The 25524-nt window shown below is 67.7% G+C and carries 13 protein-coding genes and 1 pseudogene; 12 read left to right on the top strand and 2 right to left on the bottom strand.

From position 1 onward, the window contains the following. The first annotated feature begins 257 nt into the window (after positions 1 to 257). The 11 genes from ABS88_RS02940 to ABS88_RS02890 all read left to right on the top strand — a co-directional run bounded on the left by ABS88_RS02940 (position 258) and on the right by ABS88_RS02890 (position 22703). Complete coding sequence (locus ABS88_RS02940) at positions 258 to 3332, top strand: TonB-dependent receptor domain-containing protein (protein ID WP_158682040.1); 3075 nt, start codon at positions 258 to 260, stop codon at positions 3330 to 3332. A 41-nt stretch (positions 3333 to 3373) separates the two neighbouring features. Further along, positions 3374 to 4270, top strand: coding sequence for a D-alanyl-D-alanine carboxypeptidase family protein (locus ABS88_RS02935; RefSeq protein ID WP_076073920.1), 897 nt, complete (start codon positions 3374 to 3376; stop codon positions 4268 to 4270). A gap of 26 nt (positions 4271 to 4296) precedes the next feature. After that, positions 4297 to 5997: an N-acyl-D-amino-acid deacylase family protein gene (locus tag ABS88_RS02930; RefSeq protein ID WP_083675187.1), complete on the top strand. Its 1701-nt coding sequence runs from the start codon at positions 4297 to 4299 to the stop codon at positions 5995 to 5997. Positions 5998 to 6055: 58 nt separating this feature from the next. Beyond that, a complete protein-coding gene (locus ABS88_RS02925) occupies positions 6056 to 13777 on the top strand; it encodes an autotransporter-associated beta strand repeat-containing protein (RefSeq protein WP_104959312.1) in 7722 nt (2573 codons plus the stop codon). 62 nt (positions 13778 to 13839) lie between these two features. Beyond that, entirely contained in the window at positions 13840 to 14184 is a 345-nt protein-coding gene (locus tag ABS88_RS02920) for a RidA family protein (RefSeq protein WP_083675188.1), read from the top strand. A gap of 47 nt (positions 14185 to 14231) precedes the next feature. Then, positions 14232 to 15131 carry a LysR family transcriptional regulator gene (locus ABS88_RS02915; RefSeq protein WP_076073925.1) on the top strand — a complete coding sequence of 300 codons (900 nt, stop codon included), beginning with the start codon at positions 14232 to 14234 and terminating at the stop codon, positions 15129 to 15131. 121 nt (positions 15132 to 15252) lie between these two features. Continuing rightward, positions 15253 to 16503 (top strand): FAD-dependent oxidoreductase, encoded by a 1251-nt coding sequence (locus tag ABS88_RS02910; protein WP_104959313.1) that lies wholly within the window; start codon positions 15253 to 15255, stop codon positions 16501 to 16503. Positions 16504 to 16664: 161 nt separating this feature from the next. After that, a complete protein-coding gene (locus tag ABS88_RS02905; protein WP_083675189.1) occupies positions 16665 to 17975 on the top strand; it encodes a dicarboxylate/amino acid:cation symporter in 1311 nt (436 codons plus the stop codon). Between the two features lie 8 nt (positions 17976 to 17983). Continuing rightward, positions 17984 to 19729, top strand: coding sequence for a gamma-glutamyltransferase family protein (locus ABS88_RS02900; RefSeq protein WP_286749023.1), 1746 nt, complete (start codon positions 17984 to 17986; stop codon positions 19727 to 19729). A gap of 21 nt (positions 19730 to 19750) precedes the next feature. Beyond that, a complete protein-coding gene (locus ABS88_RS02895; protein ID WP_104959314.1) occupies positions 19751 to 21754 on the top strand; it encodes a CapA family protein in 2004 nt (667 codons plus the stop codon). Between the two features lie 22 nt (positions 21755 to 21776). Then, positions 21777 to 22703: a D-alanyl-D-alanine carboxypeptidase family protein gene (locus ABS88_RS02890; protein ID WP_286749022.1), complete on the top strand. Its 927-nt coding sequence runs from the start codon at positions 21777 to 21779 to the stop codon at positions 22701 to 22703. A 139-nt stretch (positions 22704 to 22842) separates the two neighbouring features. Here the strand turns inward: ABS88_RS02890 and ABS88_RS02885 are convergent, their stop codons facing one another. Next, positions 22843 to 23013, bottom strand: coding sequence for a NepR family anti-sigma factor (locus ABS88_RS02885; RefSeq protein WP_156483023.1), 171 nt, complete (start codon positions 23011 to 23013; stop codon positions 22843 to 22845). Between the two features lie 195 nt (positions 23014 to 23208). On the opposite strand from ABS88_RS02885, the gene ABS88_RS02880 reads away from it, so the two are divergent. Then, the gene (locus ABS88_RS02880) at positions 23209 to 24003 is read left to right on the top strand and encodes a response regulator (protein WP_076073938.1); all 795 of its coding nucleotides are present in this window, start codon (positions 23209 to 23211) and stop codon (positions 24001 to 24003) included. 220 nt (positions 24004 to 24223) lie between these two features. Here the strand turns inward: ABS88_RS02880 and ABS88_RS02875 are convergent. Continuing rightward, positions 24224 to 25436: pseudogene (locus tag ABS88_RS02875) on the bottom strand (IS256-like element ISSpma2 family transposase). Positions 25437 to 25524: the final 88 nt, after the last annotated feature.

The following is a 25524-nucleotide window of genomic DNA, read 5'->3' as shown; positions in this document are numbered from 1 at the left end:
GCTGCCTTTCCCGTCCCTGCCGCGCTTCGAAGGCGAAGCATAACCTGAATATATACCCTGTCGAACCGATTTGGGTTTAGCACCTTCCTTCGTCTGATAGCTTGATCCGCGAATAGGCAAGACAAGATCAGATAAAAACCCGCCGATAAATCGAATCTCTCAGTTCGCCTTGAGGGAATGACGTCGTGCGAGGTAATGAAAATTCATATATAAATAAAAAGGGGTAGAGGGGGATGAAAAATTCTGTCGGATATTTGATGACGGGTACGGCAATCGCGCTGCTCTTGTCCTCTCCGGCCTTCGCTCAAGCTAGTTCTTCTTCCGATGCTTCGGCAAACGCAGAGGACGTTCAGGCTGCCCCCGCATCGCCCCGTGAGAATCCGGGCGACATCGTCGTCACCGGATCGCATATCCAGGGCGCCAACCCGACCGGGCTGCTTCCGGTCACGAACATGGACGAAGACGAGGTTGCGGCGACCGGCGCCGATACCGGCGACGACCTGTTCCGCGAGGTCGCGCAGGCGGGCGACGTCGGTTTCAATGAAAGCCGGATGTCGGGCAATCTGACCGATTCGCGCGGCGACGTCGCGTCGATCAACATCCGCAGCCTGGGCACGGGCAACACGCTGGTGCTGCTCAACGGCCGCCGCATGGTCAAGCATCCCGGCACCCAGGTCGAGAATCTGGTGCGTGTGCAGACCGCGAACATCAACGAGATTCCCGTCTCCGCCATCCGCCGTGTCGAGATTCTGCGCGACGGTGCCGCCGCCATCTATGGCGCCGACGCGGTCGCCGGGGTGGTCAACATCGTGCTCGACAAGCGGTACGAGGGGCTGAAGCTGACGGCGCGCTACGGCTTTTCGGAGGATACCGACCATTATCGCTTCAGCTCTTCCTTCAAATGGGGGCGGAGCTTCAACGACGGGCGGACGAACCTGACGCTGTTCGGCAGCTATTACAAGGCGAGCCCGATGCGCGCCGACGAGCGCGACTATTCGGCCAATTCGGACCAGCGGCCGCGCGTCGAGGGAACGCCGTTCGAAGGCGATACCAACTTCGACCTGCGATCGAACACCAACCCCTGGGCGTGGCTCGTCCTGGTCAACCCGCGCACCGTGCGCCAGGGCACGACGGCGCTGACCAACAGCAGCGGCCAGTTCCACATCGTTCCGGTGCAGAACGGCTGTTCGGGGTCGAGCGTCATCGCCGGCGGCAACTGCCTGAAGACCGGGTTGCAGTCGGCCACGACCGACCGCAACCTCTACTGGAACGAAAACGACCAGCGCTGGCTGCTCGGCGGACGCGAGCGCTACAATCTGTACAGCACGCTCGAGCATGAATTCTCGGAGAATCTAGAGGGCTTTGCCGAGTTCAACTATTATCGCGCCGACTATCAGGGGCAGCGCAACCGGGTCGGCACCACATCGACCTCGATGATCCGGATTCCGGCGAGCAATTACTGGAATCCGTTCGGCCCGCTCACCATGCCAGACGGCAGCCCCAATCCGAACCGCCTGCCCGGCCTGACGCTAGCGACGGTGCCGGCGGAAGGGCTCGACGTCTATCTGCGGACCTACACGCCCGTGGACGTCGGCCCGCGGCCCTATACGGTGAAGGATGAAAATTATCGCGTCGTCGCGGGTCTGCGCGGCCGGTTCGGCCGGTTCGACTGGGAATCGGGCTTCGTCTATTCCGAGGCGCACAAGAAGGACATCAGCCACGCCGAGATCAGCAAGACGCTGTTCCAGCAGGCGCTGGCCCGCACCACGCCCGATGCCTACAACCCGTTCAACGGATCGAGCGCCACCGATCCGTCGGGCCCCGACGCCCTGCCTTCGGAAGATTTGACCAGTTTCCTGGTCAGCAACACGCGTGCCTCGAAATCGTCGCTGGCGTCGTGGGATGCCCGGCTGTCGACCCCCGACCTGTTCCAGTTGCCGGCCGGTGACGTCGGTATCGCGCTGGGGACCGAATGGCGGCGCGAAACCTATGCCGACGACCGCGGCGACCGGATCAACGGCACGATCAAGTTCGAGGACATGTTCGGTCGCACCGACGGCAATTCGGACAGCGACATCATGGGATCGCAGCCGCTTCCCAACACCGCGGCGAACCGCAACGTCATTTCGGCCTACGCCGAACTGGCGATCCCGCTGGTATCGCCCGAGATGGGCATGCCGCTGATCCGCGCGATCGACGTGCAGCTGGCCGGCCGGGTTGAGCGCTATTCGGACTTTGGCTGGATTGCGAAGCCCAAGGTGGCGGCGTCGTGGGAAATCGCGCCCCGCCTGCTTGTGCGCGGGTCGTGGTCGCAGAGCTTCCGCGCGCCCGACCTGGCGCAGGTGTCGAACGCCGACTCGCAGGCGAGCAGCGGCTATCAGGATTATTATCGCTGCGAGGCCGACAAGCGCGCCGGCCGCATCCCCGATTTCGGCGTCTGCGCCCGCGCAACCACGCTGACCAACTATCGCTCCAACGCCGACCTGCTGGCCGAGGATGCCGAAACCTTTTCCTATGGCGTTGTCTTCCAGCCCAAGCTGCCGAGCGGCTGGGGGCGGCTGACGCTGATGCTCGATTATTGGCGCGTGCACCAGATCAATTCGATCGGCCTGTTCGGCGCCACCAATCACGCCGCGCTGGATTATCTCCTGCGCCTGCGCGGCAGCTCGAATCCCGCCGTGATCCGCGACGAGGTGACGCCGGAACAGCTGGCGACCTTCGACGGCACCGGTCTCGAACCGGTCGGCTCGATGGTCGAGATATTCGACAGCTTCATGAACCTTCAGCCCGAAACGATCGAAGGGCTCGACATCACGGCGCGATACGATGTCCGGGGAACGCCGATCGGCAATATTTCGGTCCGGCTGAACGCGGCCCACCTGCTCAAATATCAGCAGGAGCCGTCGGCCATGGCGCAGGAACTGCTCGACGCGCAGGCATCGGGAGAGATCGATTCGCAGTTCCTCGTTCCCGGGACGGGCGACCTTCTCCGCCAGAACGGCCGTCCGCGGTGGCGGGTGACCGGAAGCCTGACCTGGCGCAACGGGCCTGTCGTGGCCGGTATGTCGGCGCGCTACATCAGCTCGGTCGAACAGACGGGCGCGCGGCTCGCCGACCTCACCCTGTGGCAGGTCGACTCGTGGACCACCGTCAACGCCTATGTCGGCTATGATTTCAAGCGCGGGGCGATGAAGGGGACGAGCGTCCGGTTCGGCGTCAACAACATCGCCAACAAGGCGCCGCCGCTGGCGGCCGCCGACTTCGGCTACCTCGGCTCGCTTCACAACTCGGTCGGCCGTCACTTCTACGCCCAGCTGTCGAAGTCCTTCTGAGCGCCGCCGGCCGCTCTGCCCCATTACCAGAGGAGATTTTCATGCATAGGTTCAAAGGGCTCTATACAGCGCTGGCGGCCGGGCTGATCGCTGTTTGCGCGACCCCCGCGATGGCGCAGGCCGACGATGCGGCCGAACAGGATGCGGCGGGCATTTCGGCGCCGTCCTGGATCATGGTCGACAATCCGAGCGGCAAGGTCATCGCCCAGCACAATGCCGAGGAACGGCTCAAGGTCGGCGGCTTTCCCAAGCTGATGACGGCGCTTCTGGTGGCGCGGCTCGCGGCGGAGGACCCGAAGCTGCTCGATCAGACGATCGAGATCCAGGCCTATATGACGAAGATCCAGGTGACCAAGTCGGGCGCCTTGGGCGGCGAGCGCATGACCGTGCGCGACGCACTCTATGCAACGCTGGTCGGGGCGGCGAGCGACACCGCGCTCGCGCTGTCGCGGACGTTCAACAATCGCTTCGCAGAATCGAACTTTCGCCAGCTGGAAAAGGTTCCGGCGCATAGCCGGTCGTTCATCGCCGAGATGAACCGCGCCGCGCGCAAGCTGGGCATGAAGGACAGTGTCTTCCGTTCCGCCTATATCGACGCCGGGGAGAACGGACGCGCCAGCACCGCCCACGACCTCGCGCGTCTGGGAGTCGCAGTGATGGCGGACCCGATCCTGCGCGAGATCGTCGGCGCCAAAAGCTATAGCGCGACGATCATCGGCACCGACGGCACGACCCGCAGCAAGTCATGGAACAACGGCAACCGCCTGCTTGGTCCGGACATCGGCGGTGTCGCGACCACGGGCACCCCGTCGTCGGGGCAGAGCATCATCCTGGCGACGTCGAAGGGGGGCAGCAACCGCATCATCGTCGTGCTGGGAAGCGAAACCTCGTCGCAGCGGTTCGCCGACGCGAAGGCAATCGCGGCGTTGGCCAACTGATGTCCGGCCGGCGGGGAGGCGAGAAGATGACCAAGGAAAATGAAACGCGCGATCCGGCGGTGCCGCTCGATCGTCGCGCCTTGCTGGGGCTGCTCGGCGCGGGCGGGGCGGGGGCGCTGCTCGCCAGCCATGCGGCCCTGGCGGCGGACGGCGCCGAGGGAGCGGCGGCGACCGAACCCTATGACCTCGTCATTCGGGGCGGCCGCGTCGTCGACGGCAGCGGCGCGCCCGGCTTCGAGGCAGACGTTGCGATATCGGGCGGCCGGTTCGTCGAGGTCGGCGCGGTCGGCCGCCGCGGCAAGCAGGAGATCGACGCGCGCGGGCTGGTGGTTTCGCCGGGCTGGATCGACACGATGGACCAGTCCGGCCGCGCGGTGCGCAATCGCGGGTCGGGCGGCAGCAAGGTTCGCATGGGCCTGACCACCCTGATCGCGGGCGAGATGGGAACGCCGGTTCCCGCCGACCAGGTCTCGGCCTATCTGGCTGATCTCGACGCCAATGGCATGGCGGTCAATTTCGGCACCTATTACAGCGCGTCGCAGGCGCGGCGGGCCGTGGCGGGATCGTCCGCCGCCCGGCCGAGCAAGGCGCAGATCGCGGAGATGGCCGACCTGGTCGACGAGGCGATGCGCGCCGGCGCGCTCGGCATGTCGACGGCGCTCATCTATCCGCCCGCCAGCTTCATGACGACGGAAGAGCTGATCGAACTGGCGCGTCCCGTCGGCCGTTACAAGGGGACCTATGCGACCCACATGCGCGACGAGGGCGAATTCGTCCTCGAAGCGATCGACGAGGCGATCGGGATCGGGCAGGCCGCCGGAACCGACGTCCATATCTATCATCTGAAGGCCGCCTTCGCGCCAGGCTGGGGCAAGCTGATCGGCGAGATGGGGCGCAAGATCGACCGCGCGCGCGCTGGAGGCCTCAACGTCTTCGCCGACATGTATCCCTATGAAGCGGCGGGAACCGGACTGCGCACGACCGTTCCCAACTGGATGTTCAAGGATGGCATGGCGCACGCGAAGGAACAGCTTCGCGACCCGGCGATCCGCGCGCGGCTGAAGGCCGAGGTCGCCAAGGGCAACCAGAAGGACTGGACCAACTTCGTCTACAACGCCGGCGGATGGGACCGGGTGGTGCTCGGCGTGCCGTTCAGCGAGGAATATGATCGCTTCCGCGGCATGAAGATCACCGACATCGCGGCGGCCTTGGGCAAGGATCCGGCCGATGCGGCTTGGGACATCGTGCTGGCGGAAAAGCAGCGCGCCAGCGCCTTCTATTTCATGATGAGCGAGAAGGACATCGAAACGGCGCTGAAGTTTCCGTGGATCGGCATCGGCAGCGATGCCGGGGTCCGCTATGGACCGGGAAGCGACAAGGGTTATCCGCATCCGCGGTCTTATGGGTGTTTCCCGCGGATCATTGCAGAATATGTCCGCCGCCGGAAGGTGCTGACGCTCGAACAGGCCATCGCCAAGATGACCTCGGTGCCCGCCGCCAATCTTCGTCTCGCCGGGCGCGGCCTGATCAAGCCGGGGAACTGGGCCGACGTCACCATCTTCGACTACGCGCGCATCGACGACGTCGCCACGTTCGAGAATCCGATCCAGCTGCCCGTGGGCATCGAACATGTGATCGTGAACGGCACGCCGACGATGCTGGCCCGCAAGCGGACCCCGGCGCGGCCGGGCAAGGTCCTGCGCGGGCCCGGCGCCCGCGCCGCATAGGCGCAACCACGACCATCGCCGGAACGGCGTCACGACGGAATATCAAGGGGTAATCAGGATGAAGCGTCACGCAAACATCTCGCTACGGGCGCTGCTGTGCGCGTCGGTCTTCGGTGGGGTGCTGCCCGCCGCGGCGGCCGCGCAGGACATCACGATCGACGATGCGCGGACAACGCAGGTCGGTCTGGGCGCCGGAGAGACGGTGACGATCACCGAGACCGGCAGCATCACCACGGCCGGCAGGGTGATCAACCTGTCCACGACCGGGACCGGCACCGCGACCCTCGTCAACCGGGGGCGGATCGAGTCGACATCAACCACTACCCTGACCAGCACCATCGGGCCGGCCTCCCCGATAAGCCTGAACCTGACCAACGAAGCCGGCGCATCAATCACGGGCGCGCGTGCCGTCTATTTCACCACCGGCGAACTGATCAACCGCGGCACGATCGCATCGACGATGACGGGAACCTCGACCGGCGATGCGATCAACGCCGGGCAGGACTCGATCGTGCGACTGGAGTCGGGGAGCGTCACCTCGGCAAGTTCCGCCACGACCGGGGCCAGCTATGCGGTGAATTTCACCGGCGGCGGCAACAGCATCTACATCGATACGGGCGCCACGGTGAACGGCACGATCCGGGCCGCAACCGGCGGTGTGGGCGCCAATCGTGTCTATCTGACCGGCACCGGCACCCAGACGCTGGGGCCGATCTCGGGTTTCAACGGCTATTACATCGATTCCGGCGACTGGACGGTGACCAGCTCGATCACCGCCGCGGCCGAAGGCAGCACCATCGCGGAGGGTGCGACGCTGCGCTGGGGCAACGGCGGCGCGACCGGCAGCATCAGTGGCAACGTCGTCAACAATGGCCGGCTGATCGTCAACCGCACGAACCAGGTGGTCGGCTTCACCACCGCGTCGATCACCGGCACCGGCCAGCTGATCGTCGATTCGCCCGGCGCCGCCGGCGGCCTGACGCTGCGCGCGCCGGGGACGAGCTACAGCGGCGACACCATCGTCAAGAATGGCACGTTCAGCGGCGTTGCGACCAATGCGATGTCGGCGAGTTCCGAGGTGGTTCTCGAGAGCGCCGGCATTCTCGACATCGTCACGGGCTTCGATCAGGAGATCGGCGGTCTGTCGGGCGTCGGGGCGACGAACATCAACGGCGCGGCGCTCACCCTCGGCGGCAAGGGAACGAGCACCAGCTATACCGGCGCCTTCGCCGGTGACGGATCGCTGACCAAGATCGGCGCCGGGACGTTCACCTATGACGGCACCGGCGCGCTCGGCGGCGGCGTCACCGTGCGTGGCGGCGGTTTGCTCCTCGACGGCACCCTCACCAGCGATCTGCTCGTCGAAAATGGCGGCCAACTTGGTGGCACCGGCTCGCTCGCCGGCAATGCGATTGTCAACGGTACGCTCGCGGGCCTGTCAGGGCAGACGCTGACACTGCAGTCGCTCCAGCTCGGCGCCGGTTCGACCGTCGCGGCGACGCTGGGAAGCGAAAGCGCGCCGGTGCTGTTCGACGTGCTGGGCGACCTGACGCTCGACGGCGCGCTGACCGTGACGCCGGCGACCGATTTCGGGGCGGGCCTCTACCGGATCTTCTCCTATGGCGGGACGCTGACCGATAACGGGCTCGACGTCGGACCTCTCGGCAGCGGCACGAGCGGCGCGTTGCAGACCGTGACCGCCGGTGAGGTCAATCTGATCGTGTCCACCGGTTCGACGCTTTCGGATATCCAGTTCTGGAATGGAACGAAGGTGGCGGGCGACGGCACCATCGCGGGCGGCGACGGCGTGTGGAGCGCCGACGGACGGACCAACTGGACCGACCTCGACGGCGCATCGACCGAAGCCTGGGGCGGCCGCTTCGCGGTGTTCACCGGTCCGGCCGGAACGGTCACGATCGATGACGCCGCCGGTGCGATTTCGACCTCGGGCCTCCAGTTCGTCAGCGATGGCTATCGTGTCGAGGGCGATCCGCTAACGCTGGCCGGTGCGACCGATGTGCGTGTCGGTGACGGCACGGCGGCTGGCGCAACGACCTCCGCGACGATCGCATCCAACATCACCGGCAGCGGCAGCCTGGTCAAGCAGGACCTCGGCACGCTGATCCTCGCGGGCGCGAACGACCATGCCGGCGGCACGCGGATCGCGGGTGGCACGCTGCGGATCGACGCCGGCGGATCGCTCGCCACGACCGGGGCAACGCCCGCGGTCGGCATCGTCGCCTCGACACCGGCGAGCACGGTGACGCTCGTCAATGCGGGGCGGATCACCGCGAGCGATCGGGCCGTCGACGCCGCGACGGGTACGACGCTGTCGCTGCTCAACGAAAGCGGCGGGGTGATCGAGGGCGCGTCGGGCGTCTATCTGGATGCCGGCGAGGTCACCAACCGCGGTTCGATCACCGCGACGGCCGGCGATGCCATCCAGGCGGCGGCCGGCTCGACGGTGCGGCTCGAAGCGGGCAGCACGACCGCCTTCACCGGCAGCGGCACCAATTATGCCGTCAATTTCCTCGGCGGGTCGAACAATCTCTATCTCGACACCGGTGCGACGGTGACCGGCCAGATTCGCGGCGCGTCGGCGGCCGGGTCGGGCCCCGATCGCGTCTATCTGAACGGCACGGGTTCGGCGGTGCTGCCCAGCATGACCAATTTCGAGGGATATTATTTCCAGTCGGGCGACTGGACCGTGACCGCGTCCTTCCTCGCCACCGCCGAAGGCAGCACGATCGACGAAGGCGCCACGCTGCGCTGGGGCAATGGCGGAACGACGGGCAGCATCAGCGGCCAGATCACCAACAATGGCCGGCTGATCGTCAACCGCACGAACCAGGTGGTCGGCTTCACCACCGCGCCGATTACCGGCACCGGCCAGCTGATCGTCGATTCGCCGGGCGCGACGGGCGGCCTGACGCTGCGCGCGCCCGGCACCACCTATAGCGGCGACACCATCGTCGAGAACGGCAAATTCAGCGGCGTTGCGACCAATGCGATGTCTGCGGCTTCCGAGGTCGTTCTAAAAAGCGCCGGCATGCTCGACATCGTCGCGGGCTTCGACCAGGAGATCGGCGGCCTGTCGGGCGTCGGCGCGACCAACATCAACGGCGCCGCGCTCACCCTCGGCGGCAAGGGGACGAGCACCAGCTATACCGGTGCCTTCGCCGGCGATGGATCGCTGATCAAGGTCGGCGCCGGGACGTTCACCTATGGCGGCACCGGTGCGCTCGGCGGCGGCGTCACCGTGCGCGGCGGCGGCCTGCTCCTCAATGGCAATCTGACTGGCGATCTGCTCGTAGAGAGCGGCGGCCGACTTGGCGGCACCGGCACGCTGGCAGGAAATGCGGTCATCGACGGCACGCTGGCCGGCCTTTCCGGACAGACGCTGACGTTGCAATCGCTCGTCCTCGGTACGAACGCCACGGTCGCCGCGACGCTGGGAAGCGAAAGCGCGCCGGTGCTGTTCGACGTGCTGGGCGATCTGACGCTCGACGGCACGCTGGCCGTGACGCCGGCGACCGATTTCGGTGCCGGTCTCTATCGGATCTTCTCCTACGGCGGCACGCTGACCGACAACGGGCTCGACGTCGGGCCCCTCGGCAGCGGCACGAGCGGCGCGTTGCAGACCGCGACAACTGGTCAGGTCAATCTGGTCGTGTCCACCGGTTCGACGGTTTCGGATATCCAGTTCTGGAATGGAACGAAAACCGCGGGCGACGGCATCATCGCGGGCGGCGACGGCGTGTGGAGCCCCGGGCCCGCCACCAACTGGACCGACCTCGACGGCGTATCGACCGAAGCCTGGGGCGGCCGCTTCGCGGTGTTCGCCGGTTCGGCCGGAACGGTCACGGTCGACGATGACGCGGGCGCGATCGCACCCGCCGGCATGCAGTTCGTCAGCAGCGGCTATCGCATCGAGGGCGACCCGCTGTCGCTGACCGGCGCGGTCGACGTGCGCGTCGGCGACGGCACCGCGGCCGGCGCGGCGACCAGCGCGACGATCGCATCGAACCTTACCGGCGCGGGCAGCCTGGTGAAGCGGGATCTGGGCACGCTGACCCTGACCGGCGCGAACAATCATGCCGGGGGCACGCGGATCGCCGACGGCACGCTGCGGATCGATGCGGGCGGATCGCTCGCCACGACCGGCACGACGCCGGCGGTCGGCATCGTCGCCTCGACACCGGCGAGCACGGTGACGCTCGTCAATGCGGGACGGATCACCGCGAGCGATCGGGCCATCGATGCCGCGGCGGGAACGACGCTGTCGCTGCTCAACGAAAGCGGCGGGGTGATCGAGGGCGCGTCGGGCGTCTATCTGGATGCGGGCGAGGTCATCAACCGCGGTTCGATCACCGCCACCAACGGCGATGCCATCCAGGCGGCGGCGGGTTCGACGGTGCGGCTGGAAGCTGGCAGCACCACCGCCTTCACCGGCAGCGGCACCAACTATGCCGTCAATTTCCTCGGCGGATCGAACAACCTCTATATCGACACCGGCGCGACGGTGACGGGGCAAATTCGCGGGGCCTCGGCCACCGGATCGGGACCCGACCGCGTCTATCTGACGGGCAGCGGCTCGGCCATTCTGCCCAGCATGACCAATTTCGAGGGCTATTATTTCCAGTCCGGCGACTGGACCGTGACCGCATCCTTCGTCGCCACCGCCGAGGGCAGCACGATCGACGCGGGCGCCACGCTGCGCTGGGGCAATGGCGGCACGACGGGCAGCGTCAGCGGCCAGGTCACCAACAACGGCCGGCTGATCATCAACCGCACGAACCAGGTGGTGGCCTTCACCACCGCGCCGATCACCGGCACCGGCCAGCTGATCGTCGATTCGCCCGGTGCCGCCGGCGGCCTGACGCTGCGCGCTCCGGGCACGACCTACAGCGGCGACACCATCGTCAGGAACGGCACGTTCCGCGGCGGCGCAACGAACGCGATGTCGGCGAATTCCGAGGTCGTCCTCGAAAGCGCCGGTATCCTCGATATCATCACCGGCTTCGATCAGGAGATCGGCGGTCTGTCGGGTGTTGGCGCCACCAACATCAACGGCGCCGCGCTCACCCTCGGCGGAACGGGGCTCAGCACCAGCTATACCGGCGCGCTGTCGGGTGACGGCTCGCTCGTCAAGACCGGCACCGGGACGCTGACCTATGGCGGCACCGGCGCGCTCGGCGGCGGTATCACCGTGCGCGGCGGCGGCTTGCTGGTCGACGGCAATCTGACGAGCGACGTCCTCGTCGAAGCCGGCGCATCGCTGGGCGGTGCCGGCCTGCTGGCGGGGAATGTGGTCGTCGACGGCACGCTCGCCGGCCTGTCCGGCCAGACGCTGACGCTGCAGGCGCTTGAACTCGGCGCAGGTTCGACCGTCGCGGCGACACTGGGAAGCGAAAGTGCCCCGACCCTGTTCGAGGTGCTCGGCGACCTGACGCTCGACGGCACCCTCGCAGTCACCCCGGATACCGGCTTCGGCGCCGGCCTCTATCGGATCTTCGCCTATGGCGGCGCGCTGACCGACAACGGACTCGACGTCGATCCGCTGGGCGCCGGCATTACGGGGACGGTCCAGACCTCGGTCACCGGTCAGGTCAATCTGGTCGTCGACGACGGCAGCGGCCTTTCTTCCATTCAGTTCTGGAACGGGACGAAGACCGCGGGCGACGGCACCATCGCGGGCGGCGACGGCGTGTGGAGCGCCGGAAGCGGCAGCAACTGGACCGACTCCGACGGCGCTTCGAGCGAAGCCTGGGGCGGACGCTTCGCCGTGTTCGACGGCGCGGCCGGAACGGTCACGATCGACAATGCCGCGGGCGCGGTGTCGGCGACCGGCATCCAGTTCGCGACCGACGGCTATCGCGTCGAAGGCGACCCGCTGACGCTGGCGGGCGCGGTCGACGTGCGCGTCGGCGACGGCACCGCGGGCGGTGCTTCGACCCGCGCGACCATCGCCTCCAATCTCACCGGCACGGGCAGCCTTGCCAAGCAGGACCTCGGCACGCTGATCCTGACCGGCGCGAACGATTATACGGGCGGCACGCGCATCCTGGCGGGCACGCTGCAGATCGGCGCGGGCGGCACCAGCGGGGCGCTGCCCGGCAACGTCCTGATCGGCGGCGGCACGCTGGCCTTCGACCGGTCGGACGATATCGGCTATGGCGGCACGATCACCGGTCAGGGGCAGCTGCGCCAGCAGGGCACCGGCACCCTGACGTTGACGGCCGATTCCTCGGCCTTCACCGGAACCACGACCGTCGATGCGGGGCAATTGCGCGTCAACGGCGCGCTGGGCGGAACCGCGATCGCGGCCGCCGGCGGGCTGCTGGGCGGCACCGGGCGGCTCGGCGACATCGTCGTCCGCAGCGGCGGGACGCTGGCCCCGGGCAACAGCATCGGGCTGCTGACCGCGCGCTCGGCGACGTTCGAGGCGGGATCGGTGTTCGCGGTCGAGGTGAACCCCGACGGCACCGCCGACCTGCTGCGCACCACGGGGCAGGTCGTGATCGACGGCGGCACGGTCGAGGTGCTGGCCGGTGCCGGCAATTATGCGATCACCAGCGATTACACGCTGATCGAGGCCGCCGGCGGGGTAGTCCGCGGCGGCGCCTCCAACGGGTTCGAGGGGGTGACGACGAACCTCGCCTTCCTGACGCCGACGCTGGGCTATTCGGCCAATGCGGTGACGCTGAACCTGACGCGCAACGACGTCGATTTCACCGACGTCGCGGCGACCGCCAACCAGCGCTCGGTCGCTTCGGCCATCCAGTCGGCGGGCCTGGGCAGCGCGCTGTACGACGCGGTGCTCTATCTCGACGGCGCCGGGGCGCGCGGCGCCTTCGACCTCGCATCGGGGGAGATCCACGCTTCGGTCCGCACCGCGATGGTCGAGGATCTGCGCCGGCCGCGCGCCGCCGTGATGCAGCGGCTCGGCACCGCGCCCGACGGGCTGGGAATGTGGCTCCAGGGCTTCACCAGCCGCGGCGACAACCGCGACCGCCCGAATGCTGCGCGCATCGAGCGCCAGACCAACGGCATCATCGGCGGGATCGACGTCGGCGACGCGGATGCGCGAGGCGGCCTGGCCATCGGCTATGGCAGCAACGACATCACCGGCGCGGCCCGGGCGAGCAGCGCCCGTGCGAAATCGCTGCACGTCATGGCCTATGGCGGCGCGCGGCTGGCCGGGCTGCGGCTGAGCGTCGGCGCCGGCTATTCGGACGTCGATGTGGACAGCGAGCGCGCTCCGGCGTTCGGCGGTCTCTCGGGCAATCATACGGCCAGCTATGGCGGCAGCGTGCTGCACGGCTTCGCCGATGTCGGCCTGCCGCTGGCGCTTGGTGGCGGCAGTGTCGAACCCTTTGCGGGAATCGCCCATGTCGAGGCGCGGACCAAGGCGTTCACCGAAACGGGCGCCGGGCCGCTCGCCCTCGCCGCCGATCGCGCCAAGGACGGCTTCACGCTGTCGACCCTTGGGCTGCGCGCCGAGACCTCGGCGACCGGTCCGCTGGCGGTGCGCGCCTCGGCCGCGTGGCAGCATGGTTTCGGGACCATCGCCCCGGTGTCGAACCTGCGCTTTGCCGGCGGCACCGCGGCGCCGTTCCGCGTGGCGGGGGCCGCAATCGCGCGGGACGCCGCGGTTCTGGACGTCGATCTGATGTGGCGTCTTACGGACAAGATGCGCTTCAGCCTCGGCTATTCGGGCCAGCTCGGCGCGAATGTCCAGGATCACGCCGGCACGGTCTCGCTGGGCTTCGTCTTCTGACGCGGCGGTTCGCCGAACCCGTTCGCCCGCCTCATCGGGGGCGGGCATGATTGGAGAGAATGATGACGGCTCCCCCCCTTTCGGCGTCGCGCTGCGCCGATTCCCTCGTCTTCACCTCGGGCCAGCTTGCCCGCGGCGATGACGGCGCGATCGTGCCGGGCGGCATCGAGGCGCAGGCCGAGCGTGCGCTGGCCAATCTCGTCCGCGTCCTGGCGAGCGAGGGATGCACGCCGCGCGACGTGGTGAAAGTCACCGCCTGGCTGACCGACGCCCGCCATGGCGCGGCGTTCAATGCGGCCTATGTGCGCGTGTTCGGGGACCCCTATCCGGCCCGGTCGACGGTGGTTTCGGCGCTGCTCGCGCCCGATGCGCTGGTCGAGGTCGAAGCGGTCGCCAAACGACCATGACCGCGAAAGCCGTTGGTCCCGTGCTGCTGCAGGGCTACAGAGGGGGCATGCGGTTTCGTCAGATTGAAGTCTTCCATGCGGTCTATACCCATGGATCGATCAGCGCCGCGGCACGTGTGCTGGGCGTGTCGCAACCCTCTGTTTCCAAGACCTTGCGCCATGCCGAGGACAATCTGGGCTTCCAATTGTTCCAGCTCGCGCGCGGGCGCCTGATCCCGACCGACGAGGCGCATGCACTGATTCGCGAAGCCGGGGATATCTTCGACCGGCTGGCCTCGCTGCAGCAGACCGCGCGCAACCTGTCGCAGGCGGGGGGCGGCCATATCCGCCTGGGTATCGTGCCCAGCCTCGCGCTCGACGTCATCCCGCAGGCGATGGCGCAGTTCCGGCGCGACTGGCCGCGCGTCACCTTCGAAGTGCATACCCACCATCACGACGATCTCGTCCGCTCGCTGATCGAGCGCGAGACCGATCTGGCGATCGTCTATACCCCGCCGCCGCATCCGCGGCTGACGAGCGCCGTGCTGGCGCAGGGGGAGCTTGTCGCCTTCGCGCCCGCGCAGGCCTTCGGCGATGTCGGGGACCGCCTGCCGCTCGATCAGCTGGCCGACCGCGATCTGATCGGCGTCGCCGCGACGGGACCGATCGGCGATGTGCTGACCCGCGCCGCACTGGAACGCGGCATCGCCTATCGCGAGGCGGTGTCGGTGCAGACCTTCTTCATCGCGGCGCGCCTCGCCCAGCTCGAAGGCGGCGTGACCGTAGTCGACGAATTCACCGCGCGCGCGTCGCAATCGCCCGACTTCAACTGGTTCCGGACCGACCCGCCGCTCGAATTCACCATTTCCTGGGTGACGCTGGAGGATCGCCAGCCGTCGAAGGTCGTCCGCCAGTTCCTCCGCACCTTCAGCGACGTCCTGGAAGCCGTCCGCGACACCGGTTCATAGCTTCGGGCTATACCAGCCGCAAAGGTTGCCGCTTTGCGGTCGGCGCCGGTTCGACAATCATCCCCGCGAACAAGCGGCTCCGCTTCGCGGGCGCGCTGGCATGGGGGATGGAATCAAATAGATGCGCGCGGAATTTCGTCTGGGCGAGGCCTCGGCAACGGCACCGCGGGACCTGATCGTGATCGGTGCCGGGGTCGTCGGCATGGCGACCGCGCTGACGCTCGCCGACCGCGGTCACCGGGTCACCCTGATCGACCGCGCCGAAGGGCCGGGTCGCGGGACGTCCTTCGCCAATGGCGCACAGCTCAGCTATGCCTATACCGACGCGCTCGCGAGTCCCTCGACCATCGCGCAATTCCCCTGGCTGCTGCTGTCGCGCGATCCGGCCTTCCGCTTTTCTCCGCGGCTCGACCTCGATTATCTGCGCTGGAATCTCGCCTTCCTGCGCAACGGCAGCGCCGGCCGCTTTCGCCGCAACACGCTGGAGGGGTTGGCGCTCGCCTTCCTGTCGCGCCGCGCCCTGCACGCGCTGGTGCGGCGGCACGCGATCGATTTCGCGCACGATCGGCCGGGCAAGATCATCGTCTATCGCTCGGCCAAGAGTTTCGCGGCGGCGCAGACGCTTCTCTCCGACAAGATGGCGGCCGGCGCCGAACAGACCGTAATCGACCCCGACCGGGCCGTCGCGATCGAACCGGCGCTCGAATCGATCCGCGCCTCGATCGTCGGGGCGATCCACACCGCGGGCGAGGAGGTCGGCGATCCCTATCGCTTCTGCACGGGTGCGCAGGCGGCGCTGGCGGCTCGGGGAGGCTTCGCCAGCCTTTATGACACCGCCATCGACCGCATCGACGCGAGCTGGCGCCGCCCGGCGGTGATCGCCGGCGGCCGGCGGATCGAGGCCGACCATATCATCCTGTGCGCCGGCATGGCGTCGGTGGGCCTTGCGCGCAGCGTCGGCGTCCGCCTGCCGGTCATGCCGATGAAGGGGTATTCGATCACGGCGCAGCCGGGCGAGGGGGCGCCGCGCGTCAGCATCACCGATTCGGCCAATCGCGTCGTTTTCGCGCGGCTCGGAGACAGGATGCGGATCGCCGGCCTTGCCGATCTCGGCCGCCGCGACGCGGCGGTCGACCCCGCGCGCCTCGCCGCGCTGGTACGGAGCGCGCGGGCCGCGCTGCCCGCGGCCGCGGATTATGACCGGATCGAATCGAGCTGGGCGGGCCTTCGTCCGATGACGCCCGATTCGCTTCCGATCACCCGGCTGATTGCGCCGGGCGTGATCGCCAACACGGGGCATGGGGCGCTTGGCTGGACCTATGCGGCGGGTTCGGCCGAACGCGTCGCCGCCATCGTCGAAGGCGGGGGCTGAGCGGTGGCGGCGCGAAACGAGGACAGAGCGGCCGGATAAGGACGCCGACCCACCGTTCCCGCCGATCCACTGGGGCGGGAACGGTGGGAACTTGTGACAGGGTATGACAAGAGGTCGCTCGGCACGACCATGAAGGGAGCGGGCCGCAAAGGATGGAACAGATGACGGAAACTTCGCAGCCGGCCCCCCGACCGACGGAGGCATCGCCCGGGGTGCTGCGCCGCGCCTGCGGCTGGTGGTTCGGCGTCGCTCTGTGGAAGCGCATCCTCGCCGCACTCGTCCTCGGCGCGATCCTCGGGCTCGTCTGGGGTGAGGACGCGACCTCGATCGCGTGGATCGGCGAACTTTTCGTGCGGTTGATCCGCATGCTGGTCATTCCGCTCGTCTTCCTGACCATTGCTTCGGGCGTCGCCGCGCTCGCCGATCCCAAGCGCCTCGGCAGCATCGGGGTGAAAACGCTCGGCATGTATGTCTTCACCACCGCGCTTGCGGTGATGACCGGCCTTATCGTTGCGACGCTGATCGCGCCGGGGGCGGGGGCGAGTTTTGCCGGCGCGGTTCCGCGCGTCGTCGCCGAGCCGCAGGACACGGCGCGCATGTTCATGGAGATCGTGCCCGACAATCCGATCGGCGCGATGGCGAACGGCTCCACGCTGTCGGTGATCTTCTTCGCCGTCCTTGTCGGTGCGGGGGTCATCGCCGCGGGCAAGGAGGCCGAACCGGTGCGCAACCTGCTCGCGGGCGGTGCGGAGGTGATGCTACGCATCGTCGGCTTCGTAATGGAAACCGCGCCCTTCGGCGTTTTCGCGCTGATCGCGGTGGTGATGGGCACGACGGGCCCGACGAGCTTCCTCGCGGTGCTCAAGCTCGGCCTCTGCGTCGTCGTGGGATCGGCGATCGTGACGCTGGTCATCCATGGCGGCATCGTCGTGCGGCTGCTCGCCTGGCTGCCGCCCCTACCTTTCTTTCGCGGCATCGCCGATGCGATCATGGTCGGCTTTTCGACCTCGTCGAGCAGCGCGACGCTGCCTGTCGCGATTCGCGTCGCCGAACGCAACCTGGGCGTATCGCCCCCGGTCGCCTCGACCGTGCTGCCGCTCGGCGCCACCATCGGCATGGACGGCGCCGCCATGTATGTCGCGATGCTGACGCTTTTCGCCGCGCAGGCATTCGGCGTCGATCTGAGCCTCGCCGATTATCTCGTCATCGCCGGCACGACGACGATCGTCGCGATGGGGGTCGCGCCGGTGCCCTCGGGCTCGCTTTTCGTGCTCGCGGCCGTGCTTCATGCGATCGGCATCACGCCGGAGCAGACCGCGATCGTCGTCGGCTTCGTCCTGCCCTTCGACCGCATCCTCGACATGATCCGCACCATCCCCAACGTCACCTCCGACCTGTCGATCGCCACCGCCGTCGCACGCTGGGAAAAGGAAATGGACGTGCGCGAATATCTTTCCGCCGACGACGAATGAGGCCGATCATGCCCTTTCGCCGCCCGATCGGCGCCGTTTTCGGCACCATGATCCGCGGCTCGATTCTCGCCGCCGCGGCGCTGCTCGCGGCCTGTGCGCCCGCGTCGCCGCCGCCGCAATCGGCGGCATCGCCGGCGGGCGAGCAGGCGGCGCGGCAGGCGTTCGTGGCGGCTGCCCACCCGCTCGCGGTCGAGGCCGGCCTCGACGTGCTGCGGCGCGGCGGCAATGCGGTCGACGCAGCGGTTGCCGTCCAGGCGATGCTCGGGCTCGTCGAACCGCAAAGCTCGGGGCTCGGCGGCGGCGCCTTCATGGTCCATTACGACGCGGCGACGAAGGCGGTCACCGTCTATGACGGGCGCGAGGTCGCACCTGCCGGTGCCACGCCCGACATGTTCCTGGACGATGGCGGCAAGCCGCTTCCGTTCCAGACCGCCGTGCTCAGCGGCCGCGCCACCGGCGTTCCCGGCGCGGTCGCGATGCTCGCGATGGCGCAGAAGGCGCGCGGAAAGCTGGGCTGGTCCGATCTGTTCGGCGGGACAGAGCGGGTCGCGCGCGAAGGCTTCACGGTGACGAAGCGGCTCGAACGCTTCGTCCACGGCCCCTATCCGCAGGCGGGCGCTCCCGACGTCCTGCGCTATTTCCGCGACGGGCACGGCGGCAAGGTCCGCGCTGGCGATACGCTGAAGAATCCCGCCTATGCGGCGTTCGTCCACCGTCTGGCGGTGGAAGGTCCGAATGCCCTCTATCGCGGCGAGACCGCGCGGCGCATCGTCGCGCGGCTGCACGAGGGCACGCTCGCCGGCAGCATGACCGAGGCCGACCTCGCCGCCTACAGGCCCGTCGTGCGGCAGGCGCTGTGCGGCAACTACCGTGTCTATGTCCTCTGCGTGCCGCCGCCGCCCTCGAGCGGGGTGGGCCTGCTCCAGCTGATGGCGATGGTCGAGCGTACCGACATCGCCGCGCGCGGCCCCGGCGACCCGGTGGCGTGGGTGAAATATGCCGAGGCGAGCCGGCTGATGTATGCCGATCGCGACGCCTATGTCGGCGACGTTGCGAACGTGCCCGTCCGGGGGCTGCTCGATCCCGCCTATGTCGCGGCGCGCGCGGCGCTGATCGGCGACCGTGCCGGCCCCGCGCCGGAGGCGGGGCATCCGCCGGGGGCAGCGGCGATGCGCATCGATGCGACGGCCGAGGTTCCTGGCACCTCGCATTTCGTGATCGTCGACGGCGACGGCAATGCGGTGTCGATGACGACGACGGTCGAAAGCTTCTTCGGTTCGGGCCGCATGGTCGACGGCTTCTTCCTCAACAACCAGATGACCGATTTCTCTTTCGTGCCCAGCGGCCCCAATGCCATCGCGCCGGGCAAGCGGCCGCGTTCGTCGATGACCCCGACGATCATCCTCGACCGCGACCGCCGGCTTGCGGGCGCGATCGGTTCGCCGGGCGGCAATGCGATCCTCGCTTATGTGTCGAAGGCGCTGATCGGCGCGATCGACTGGCATCTGCCGCTCGACCAGGCGTTCGCGCTGCCCAATCTCGTCGCGCGCGGGCCCGGTTTTGCCGGAGAGGAAAGCCGTTTCGCGCCCGCGCTGCGCGCGGCGATGGCGGCGCGCGGCGTCGCGGTGCGCGCCGGGTCGGGCGAGGATTCGGGGCTGCACGGCGTCCTGATCCGCGACGGCCGTTTCGAGGGCGCGGCCGATCACCGCCGCGACGGCGTCGCGCGCACGATCGACCTCGCGCTTCATCATTGATCCCCTGCGAAAGGAAGACATATGCGGTTTCTGGCATCGGCGGCCCTCGCCCTGATCGCGGCGTTCGGCGCAAGCCATTGCACGGCGTCCGTCGCCGCACCGGCGGCGGCAACCGCCGCGCCCGTTACGCAGACGGTCAAGGGACAGGTGCGGATCGTCGGCGGCGTCGGCGATCTGGCGGCGCTCGACGTCCGCGTCAACGGCGATCCTGTCGGCATCGCGCCGGACGGCAGCCTGTCGGGCCGGATCGGTGAAGCCGATCTCTACCGGCTGACCGTGAAGGGGCCCGCCATCTTCGATGCCGTCTCCACCTTCGCGGCGAGCGAGGTCGCCGCGGGCGATGGCAACATCATCCTGCCGGCGGTCGAGGCGGTGTCCCGCGCGCCGGGGCGTATCGAGATGTTCTTCGGCGGCGACGTGATGATGGGGCGCCGCTTCGAGGCGCCGCTGGATGGCGAGCCGACGGTGATCCGCGAGGCGAACCGCGCCGCCGACATGGCGCGGCTGCTCGATCCGATGAAGCCCTATTTCACCGGCGCCGATCTGGCTTCGGTCAATCTCGAAACCGTGCTGGCGACGCGCGACCTTGGCAATTCGCCGGGCAAGTCGGTCGTCTTCTACACGCACAGCGACGCCGCGCGGGCGCTGGTCGATGCGGGTATCGACTATGTCACGCTCGGCAACAATCATGTCTATGACTATGTCGAACCCGGCCTTGCCTCGACGCTTGCCGCGCTCGATGCGGTGCGGATGCCCTGGTCGGGCGCCGGCCGCGACGAGGCGGAGGCGCTGAAGGCCGCGCGCCTCTCGGTCGGCGGGCGCGCCTGGTCGATGCTCGGCTTCGTCGGCTGGAAAGGCAATGTCGAGCCCAACCAGGTCGCCGAAAGCGGCAAGGGGGGTGCCGCGCTGGGTAGCGACGCCAATATCGAGGCGGCGGTGCGCGGAGAGGTCGCCGCGGGGCGCACGCCGATCGTCCAATATCACGGCAGCACCGAATATAGCGCCCGTCCGACCGCGATCAGCGAGCGGCGGATGAAGCTGGCGATCGATTCCGGCGCCGCGCTCGTCGTCTCGCATCATCCGCACGTCGCGCACGGTCTCGAACTCTACAAGGGGCGCCTGATCGCCTATTCGCTCGGCAATTTTCTCTTCGACCAGAGTTTCCCCGAAACGCATGCCAGCTTCGCGCTCCGCGTCTGGATGGACGGCGACCGGCTGTTCCGCGCCGAAATGGTCCCGATCCAGATCCTCGACTATCGCCCGGTCCCGGCGGTCGGCGGGATGCGTCAGGCGGTGCTCGGCCGGATCATCGACCTGTCGGCCGAACGCGGGACGCGGATCGGGATCGTCGGGGGGCACGGCGTCATCCAGCCTTCGGCGCCGCTCGCACCGCCGCAGCGCTGCGCCGCCGATGCCGGCAGCGGCCTCAACGTCTTTCGCTACGACCTTTACCGGCCCGAAGCGGCCTGTCGCGGCGATGCGGTCGCGGCCGGCCACGACCTGCTGGCGCGCGGCGATTTCGAGGCGGTGCGCTTCGGGGACGCCCGCGATCGGAGCTGGAGCGTCGAGGGCGGGGCGATCGATTTCGATCGCGACGCCCATGCGGGCCGTGCCGCGCTCGCCGTGTCGGTCCCCGGTGCGGGTGCCGCGACGGTCGGACCCAAGGTCTTCTTTCGGCCCGTCGCCGAACGCCGGCTGACCTTCACCGGCTGGGTCAAGCTCGACGCGCCGGCGACGCTCGAACTGCTGGTCCAGGAACAGCGCAAGGGCAGCGGGCGCACCAGCGCGCTGGCCAATGCGCCGCGGCAGTCCGCCGGAACGCAGCGGATCGCGGCCGGCGGCTGGCAGCCGTTCCGCTTCGAGTTCGATCGCGGCGCGGAAACGCCCGCGCAGCCGCTGCGGCCGCTGCTGCGCATAGAGGGGGCGTCGCGGGCGCTGCTCGACGATCTGGCGCTGATCGCCTGGGGCGGCGATGCGCCGGGGCAATCCTATGGCTCGCGCGGCAACGCGGCCGCGGTCGAATAGAAAATCGAGAGGGAGAAGAATCATGGATATTCGCACGGTAATCCGCTTCGCCTGTCGGCCGGTGATAATGGCGGCGCTCGTCGCGGCCAGCGGTCCGCTGCTCGCCCCGGCGACCGCCCATGCCGCCGAAGCGGCTGCCGTCGAGGGCGTGACCGCCGCGGCCTGGGCGGTCGCCGATGCCGAAACGGGCGAGGTGCTGGCGTCGCATGAGCTGGAGCGGCCCTCGAACATCGCGAGCGTCACCAAGCTGATGACGCTGCTCGTCGTCACCGAAATGGCCGCCGCGCAGCCCGCCATTCTCGACGAGGAACTGAGCTTTGCCGAACGCGCGGTGGCGATCGGCGGGACCAAGACCGGGCTTGCCGCCGGGGAACGGATCAGCGTGCGTGAGGCGCTTTACGGCCTGATGCTGCCGTCGGGGAACGACGCCGGATATATGCTGGCGATTCATTTCGGTGCGCCGATGGTGGCGGCGGGAGTGGAAGCGACTCCCGCCTCGGCCTACAAGGCCTTCGTCGCGGCGATGAATCGGAAAGCGCGGGCGCTCGGCATGACCCAGACGCGCTACAGTTCGGCCTTCGGCGATGCGCTCGATCCCGATCGCCGAACGAGCAGCGCGCGCGACCAGTTGATCCTCGCCCGGGCCGCGATGGCGAATCCGCTGGTGCGACAGGTGGTCGGCACGCGCGAGCATGAAACCATCGCGCGGACCGCGTCGGGTGCCGAACGCCGCGTCGCTTGGCACAACACCAACGAACTGCTCGGCCGTCCGGGAGTCACCGGGATCAAGACCGGCTCCAATCGCAGCGCCCACTCCTGTCTGCTGACCGAGGTCAGTGTCGACGGGCGCCGCTACCACGTCGCGGTGCTGGGCAGCCGGACGAGTGCCGACCGCTATAACGACACGCTGAAAGTGTTGAAATCCGTGACCGGCCGCACGGTGAAATGAGCGCCTTCCGACGCTTGCCCGATCGGAACGGAACGGCATAAGCCGAGAGCATATATTCTTGAATCAGGCACGGTCCCCGGCGAAAGTCGGGGACCAAATGCTATAAGGTGGTCAAATGGGGACTGCGGCGCGGCCGCTGTCAGTCGAGCTTGTCGAGCAGGTCCATCATCGATTGCGGAATCGTTTCGTCGACCGCGGACTCATAAGCCCGGCGCAGGGCGATGTTCACGTCCTGCGCTTTCCTGGGGATTTTCCTTCCGGTGTCTTTCCCGGCCGTTTTCTTGGGCGCTACGCCGGGTTCAGACGACATTGTCGATGCATCCGCTGGACATGGGGCCTTTTGCTAACCGCGCGTTCATCAAACTGCAATGGCGCGTTTTCCTTCCCTTGGAAACCAAATTAGGGCTAAATCGTTCCCATGTGGTGAAATAATTCGGCGGACGGCGTCATTTTGCGCTGTTCGCCCGCTTTTCTGCGGGTTTCAGCCCGCTACAGGAGATACTCTATGTCGCTGGGCCAGGCTATCGCACCGCATCTTCCCTATCTGAGACGCTATGGCCGGGCGATTTCGGGAAGCCAGCAGGCCGGCGACGCGCTGGTCGCGGGGCTGCTCGAATCGCTCGTCGCGCATCCCGATGCGGTCGATCCCGCGGGCGAGCTGCGAATCCAGCTCTATCGCATGGTCCATGACAATTTCGGGCTCGCCGCCGAACAGGCGGCCGCACCCGATCCCGATACCGCGTCCGATCTGGCGATCGCCGACGCGCGCCTCAGCCGGATTCCCTCGCTTGCGCGGCAGGCGCTGCTGCTCACCGCGGTCGAGGGTTTCAGCACCGCTGAAACCGGCCGGATCATCGGCCGCGATACCGCCGCGGTCGAGGCGCTGATCGCCGACGCGATGGAAGAGATCGATCGCCAGACCCGCGCGCGCATCCTGATCATCGAGGACGAGCCGATCATCGCGATGGATATCGAGATGATCGTGCGCGACCTGGGACACGAAGTCGTCGCGGTCGCGACCACCCATGCCGAGGCGGTGGCCGAGGCGCAGGAGCACCGCCCCGGCCTCGTGCTCGCCGACATCCAACTCGCCGACAACAGTTCGGGGATCGAGGCGGTGCAGGAAATCCTCACCGGGATGAACGTGCCGGTCATCTTCATCACCGCCTTTCCCGAACGGCTGCTGACCGGCGACAGGCCCGAGCCCGCCTTCCTGCTCACCAAGCCCTATCAGCCCGCGACGCTGCGCGCCGCCATCTCGCAGGTGCTGTTCTTCGACGAAAGCACGGTTCCGGCCTGACGCCGCCTCGAGGGGGAAGGGAGGTCGGGTCTCTCCCAATCCTGTCATTCCCGCGTTCGCGGGGACACTTATGTTATAACTCCCTGGAAGTAGCCATTTGAGCACTCCCGCCGACCGGAGGATCGGCTGCCTTCGCTTGATCCTTGCCTTTCTGACTTACCCTGCAAGCGGGTCGCGTCCGTCAAGGTGGTGTAATTTCGGCTGTGGCCGTGGGCCATCGTCAGGCGGCTTTGGCGGTGATGTGTAGGGGCTGATTTTCCTCCTCGATCATGGGTTGGTTGAGTTCGGCCATGCCTTCGATCTGCATGTATCGGTGCTGGAGCTGCCACTCGTCGTTCTGCTCCATCAGCACAGCCCCGACGAGGCGGATGATGCTGTCTTCGTTCGGGAAGATTCCGACGACGTCGGCGCGGCGCTTGACCTCCTTGTTGAGCCGCTCGAGCGGATTGGTTGAGTGTAACTTCGTGCGGTGCTGGGTGGGGAAGCCGGTGTAGGCGAGCACGTCGGTTTCGGCCTCGTCCATGCAGGCGCCGAGCTTGGGCCAACGGGTGCGCAACTGGTCGGCGACCTGTCGCCAGACCTGCGTTGCGCTTTTCTGATCGGGCTGCAGGAAGACCTGGCGGATCGCGGCGGCGACGACAGTGTTCTGGCCCTTGGGCACATAGGACAGGGCATTGCGCATGAAGTGCACCCGGCAGCGCTGCCAGGTGGCGCCCATGACGCGGGTGATCGCGCCCTTGAGGCCCTCGTGAGCATCGGAGATGACCAGCTTCACGCCGGTAAGACCGCGCCGAACAAGGTCCTTCAGGAAGTCGGACCAGAAGACCTCCGCTTCCGAGGGGCCGCGAGGGGCCGATATGCAGGCCGACGATCTCGCGCCGGCCCTCGGTGTTGACGGCCATGGCGATTATTGCGGCAACGCTGATGATCCGCCCGCCTTCGCGTACCTTGAGATAGGTGGCATCGAGCCAGAGATACGGCCATTCGCCGGTGAGCGGGCGTTTCAGAAAGGCATGGACGCGCTCGTCAATGTCCTTGCAAAGCTTGGAGACGGTGGACTTGGAGATGCCGGTCATGCCCATGGCCTGGACGAGTTCATCGACCCGCCGGGTGCTGACCCCGCCGATCCACGCTTCCTGGATCACCGCAACCAGCGCTTTCTCGACCATCTTGCGGGGCTCAAGGAAGCCCGGAAAATAGGACCCAGCACGCAGCTTGGGGATTTTCAGGTTCAGCGTGCCTACCCGGGTATCCAGCGAACGGTCGCGATAGCCGTTGCGCCAGGTCGCGCGCTCGCTGCTGCGTTCGTGGCGACCCGCGCCGATCAGGCCATCAACGTCGGCCTCCATGATCAGCTGCAGCACGTTCTCGGCGATGGTGCGCAAAAAATCCGGTGCAGCCAGCTCTTCGATCAGTAATCTGTCCTCGGTCATCGGGAACTCCTCTTCGTCACGGTTGAAGTGTGCAAACTCCACCATAACGATGAACCCGGTGGCCACCAGCGACGCCGCATTCCGGGGT

The sequence above is a fragment of the Sphingopyxis sp. SCN 67-31 genome (assembly GCF_001725095.1).
Note: the sequence above shows the minus strand (reverse complement) of the source record. Positions and strands in the feature narration are given on the sequence as shown.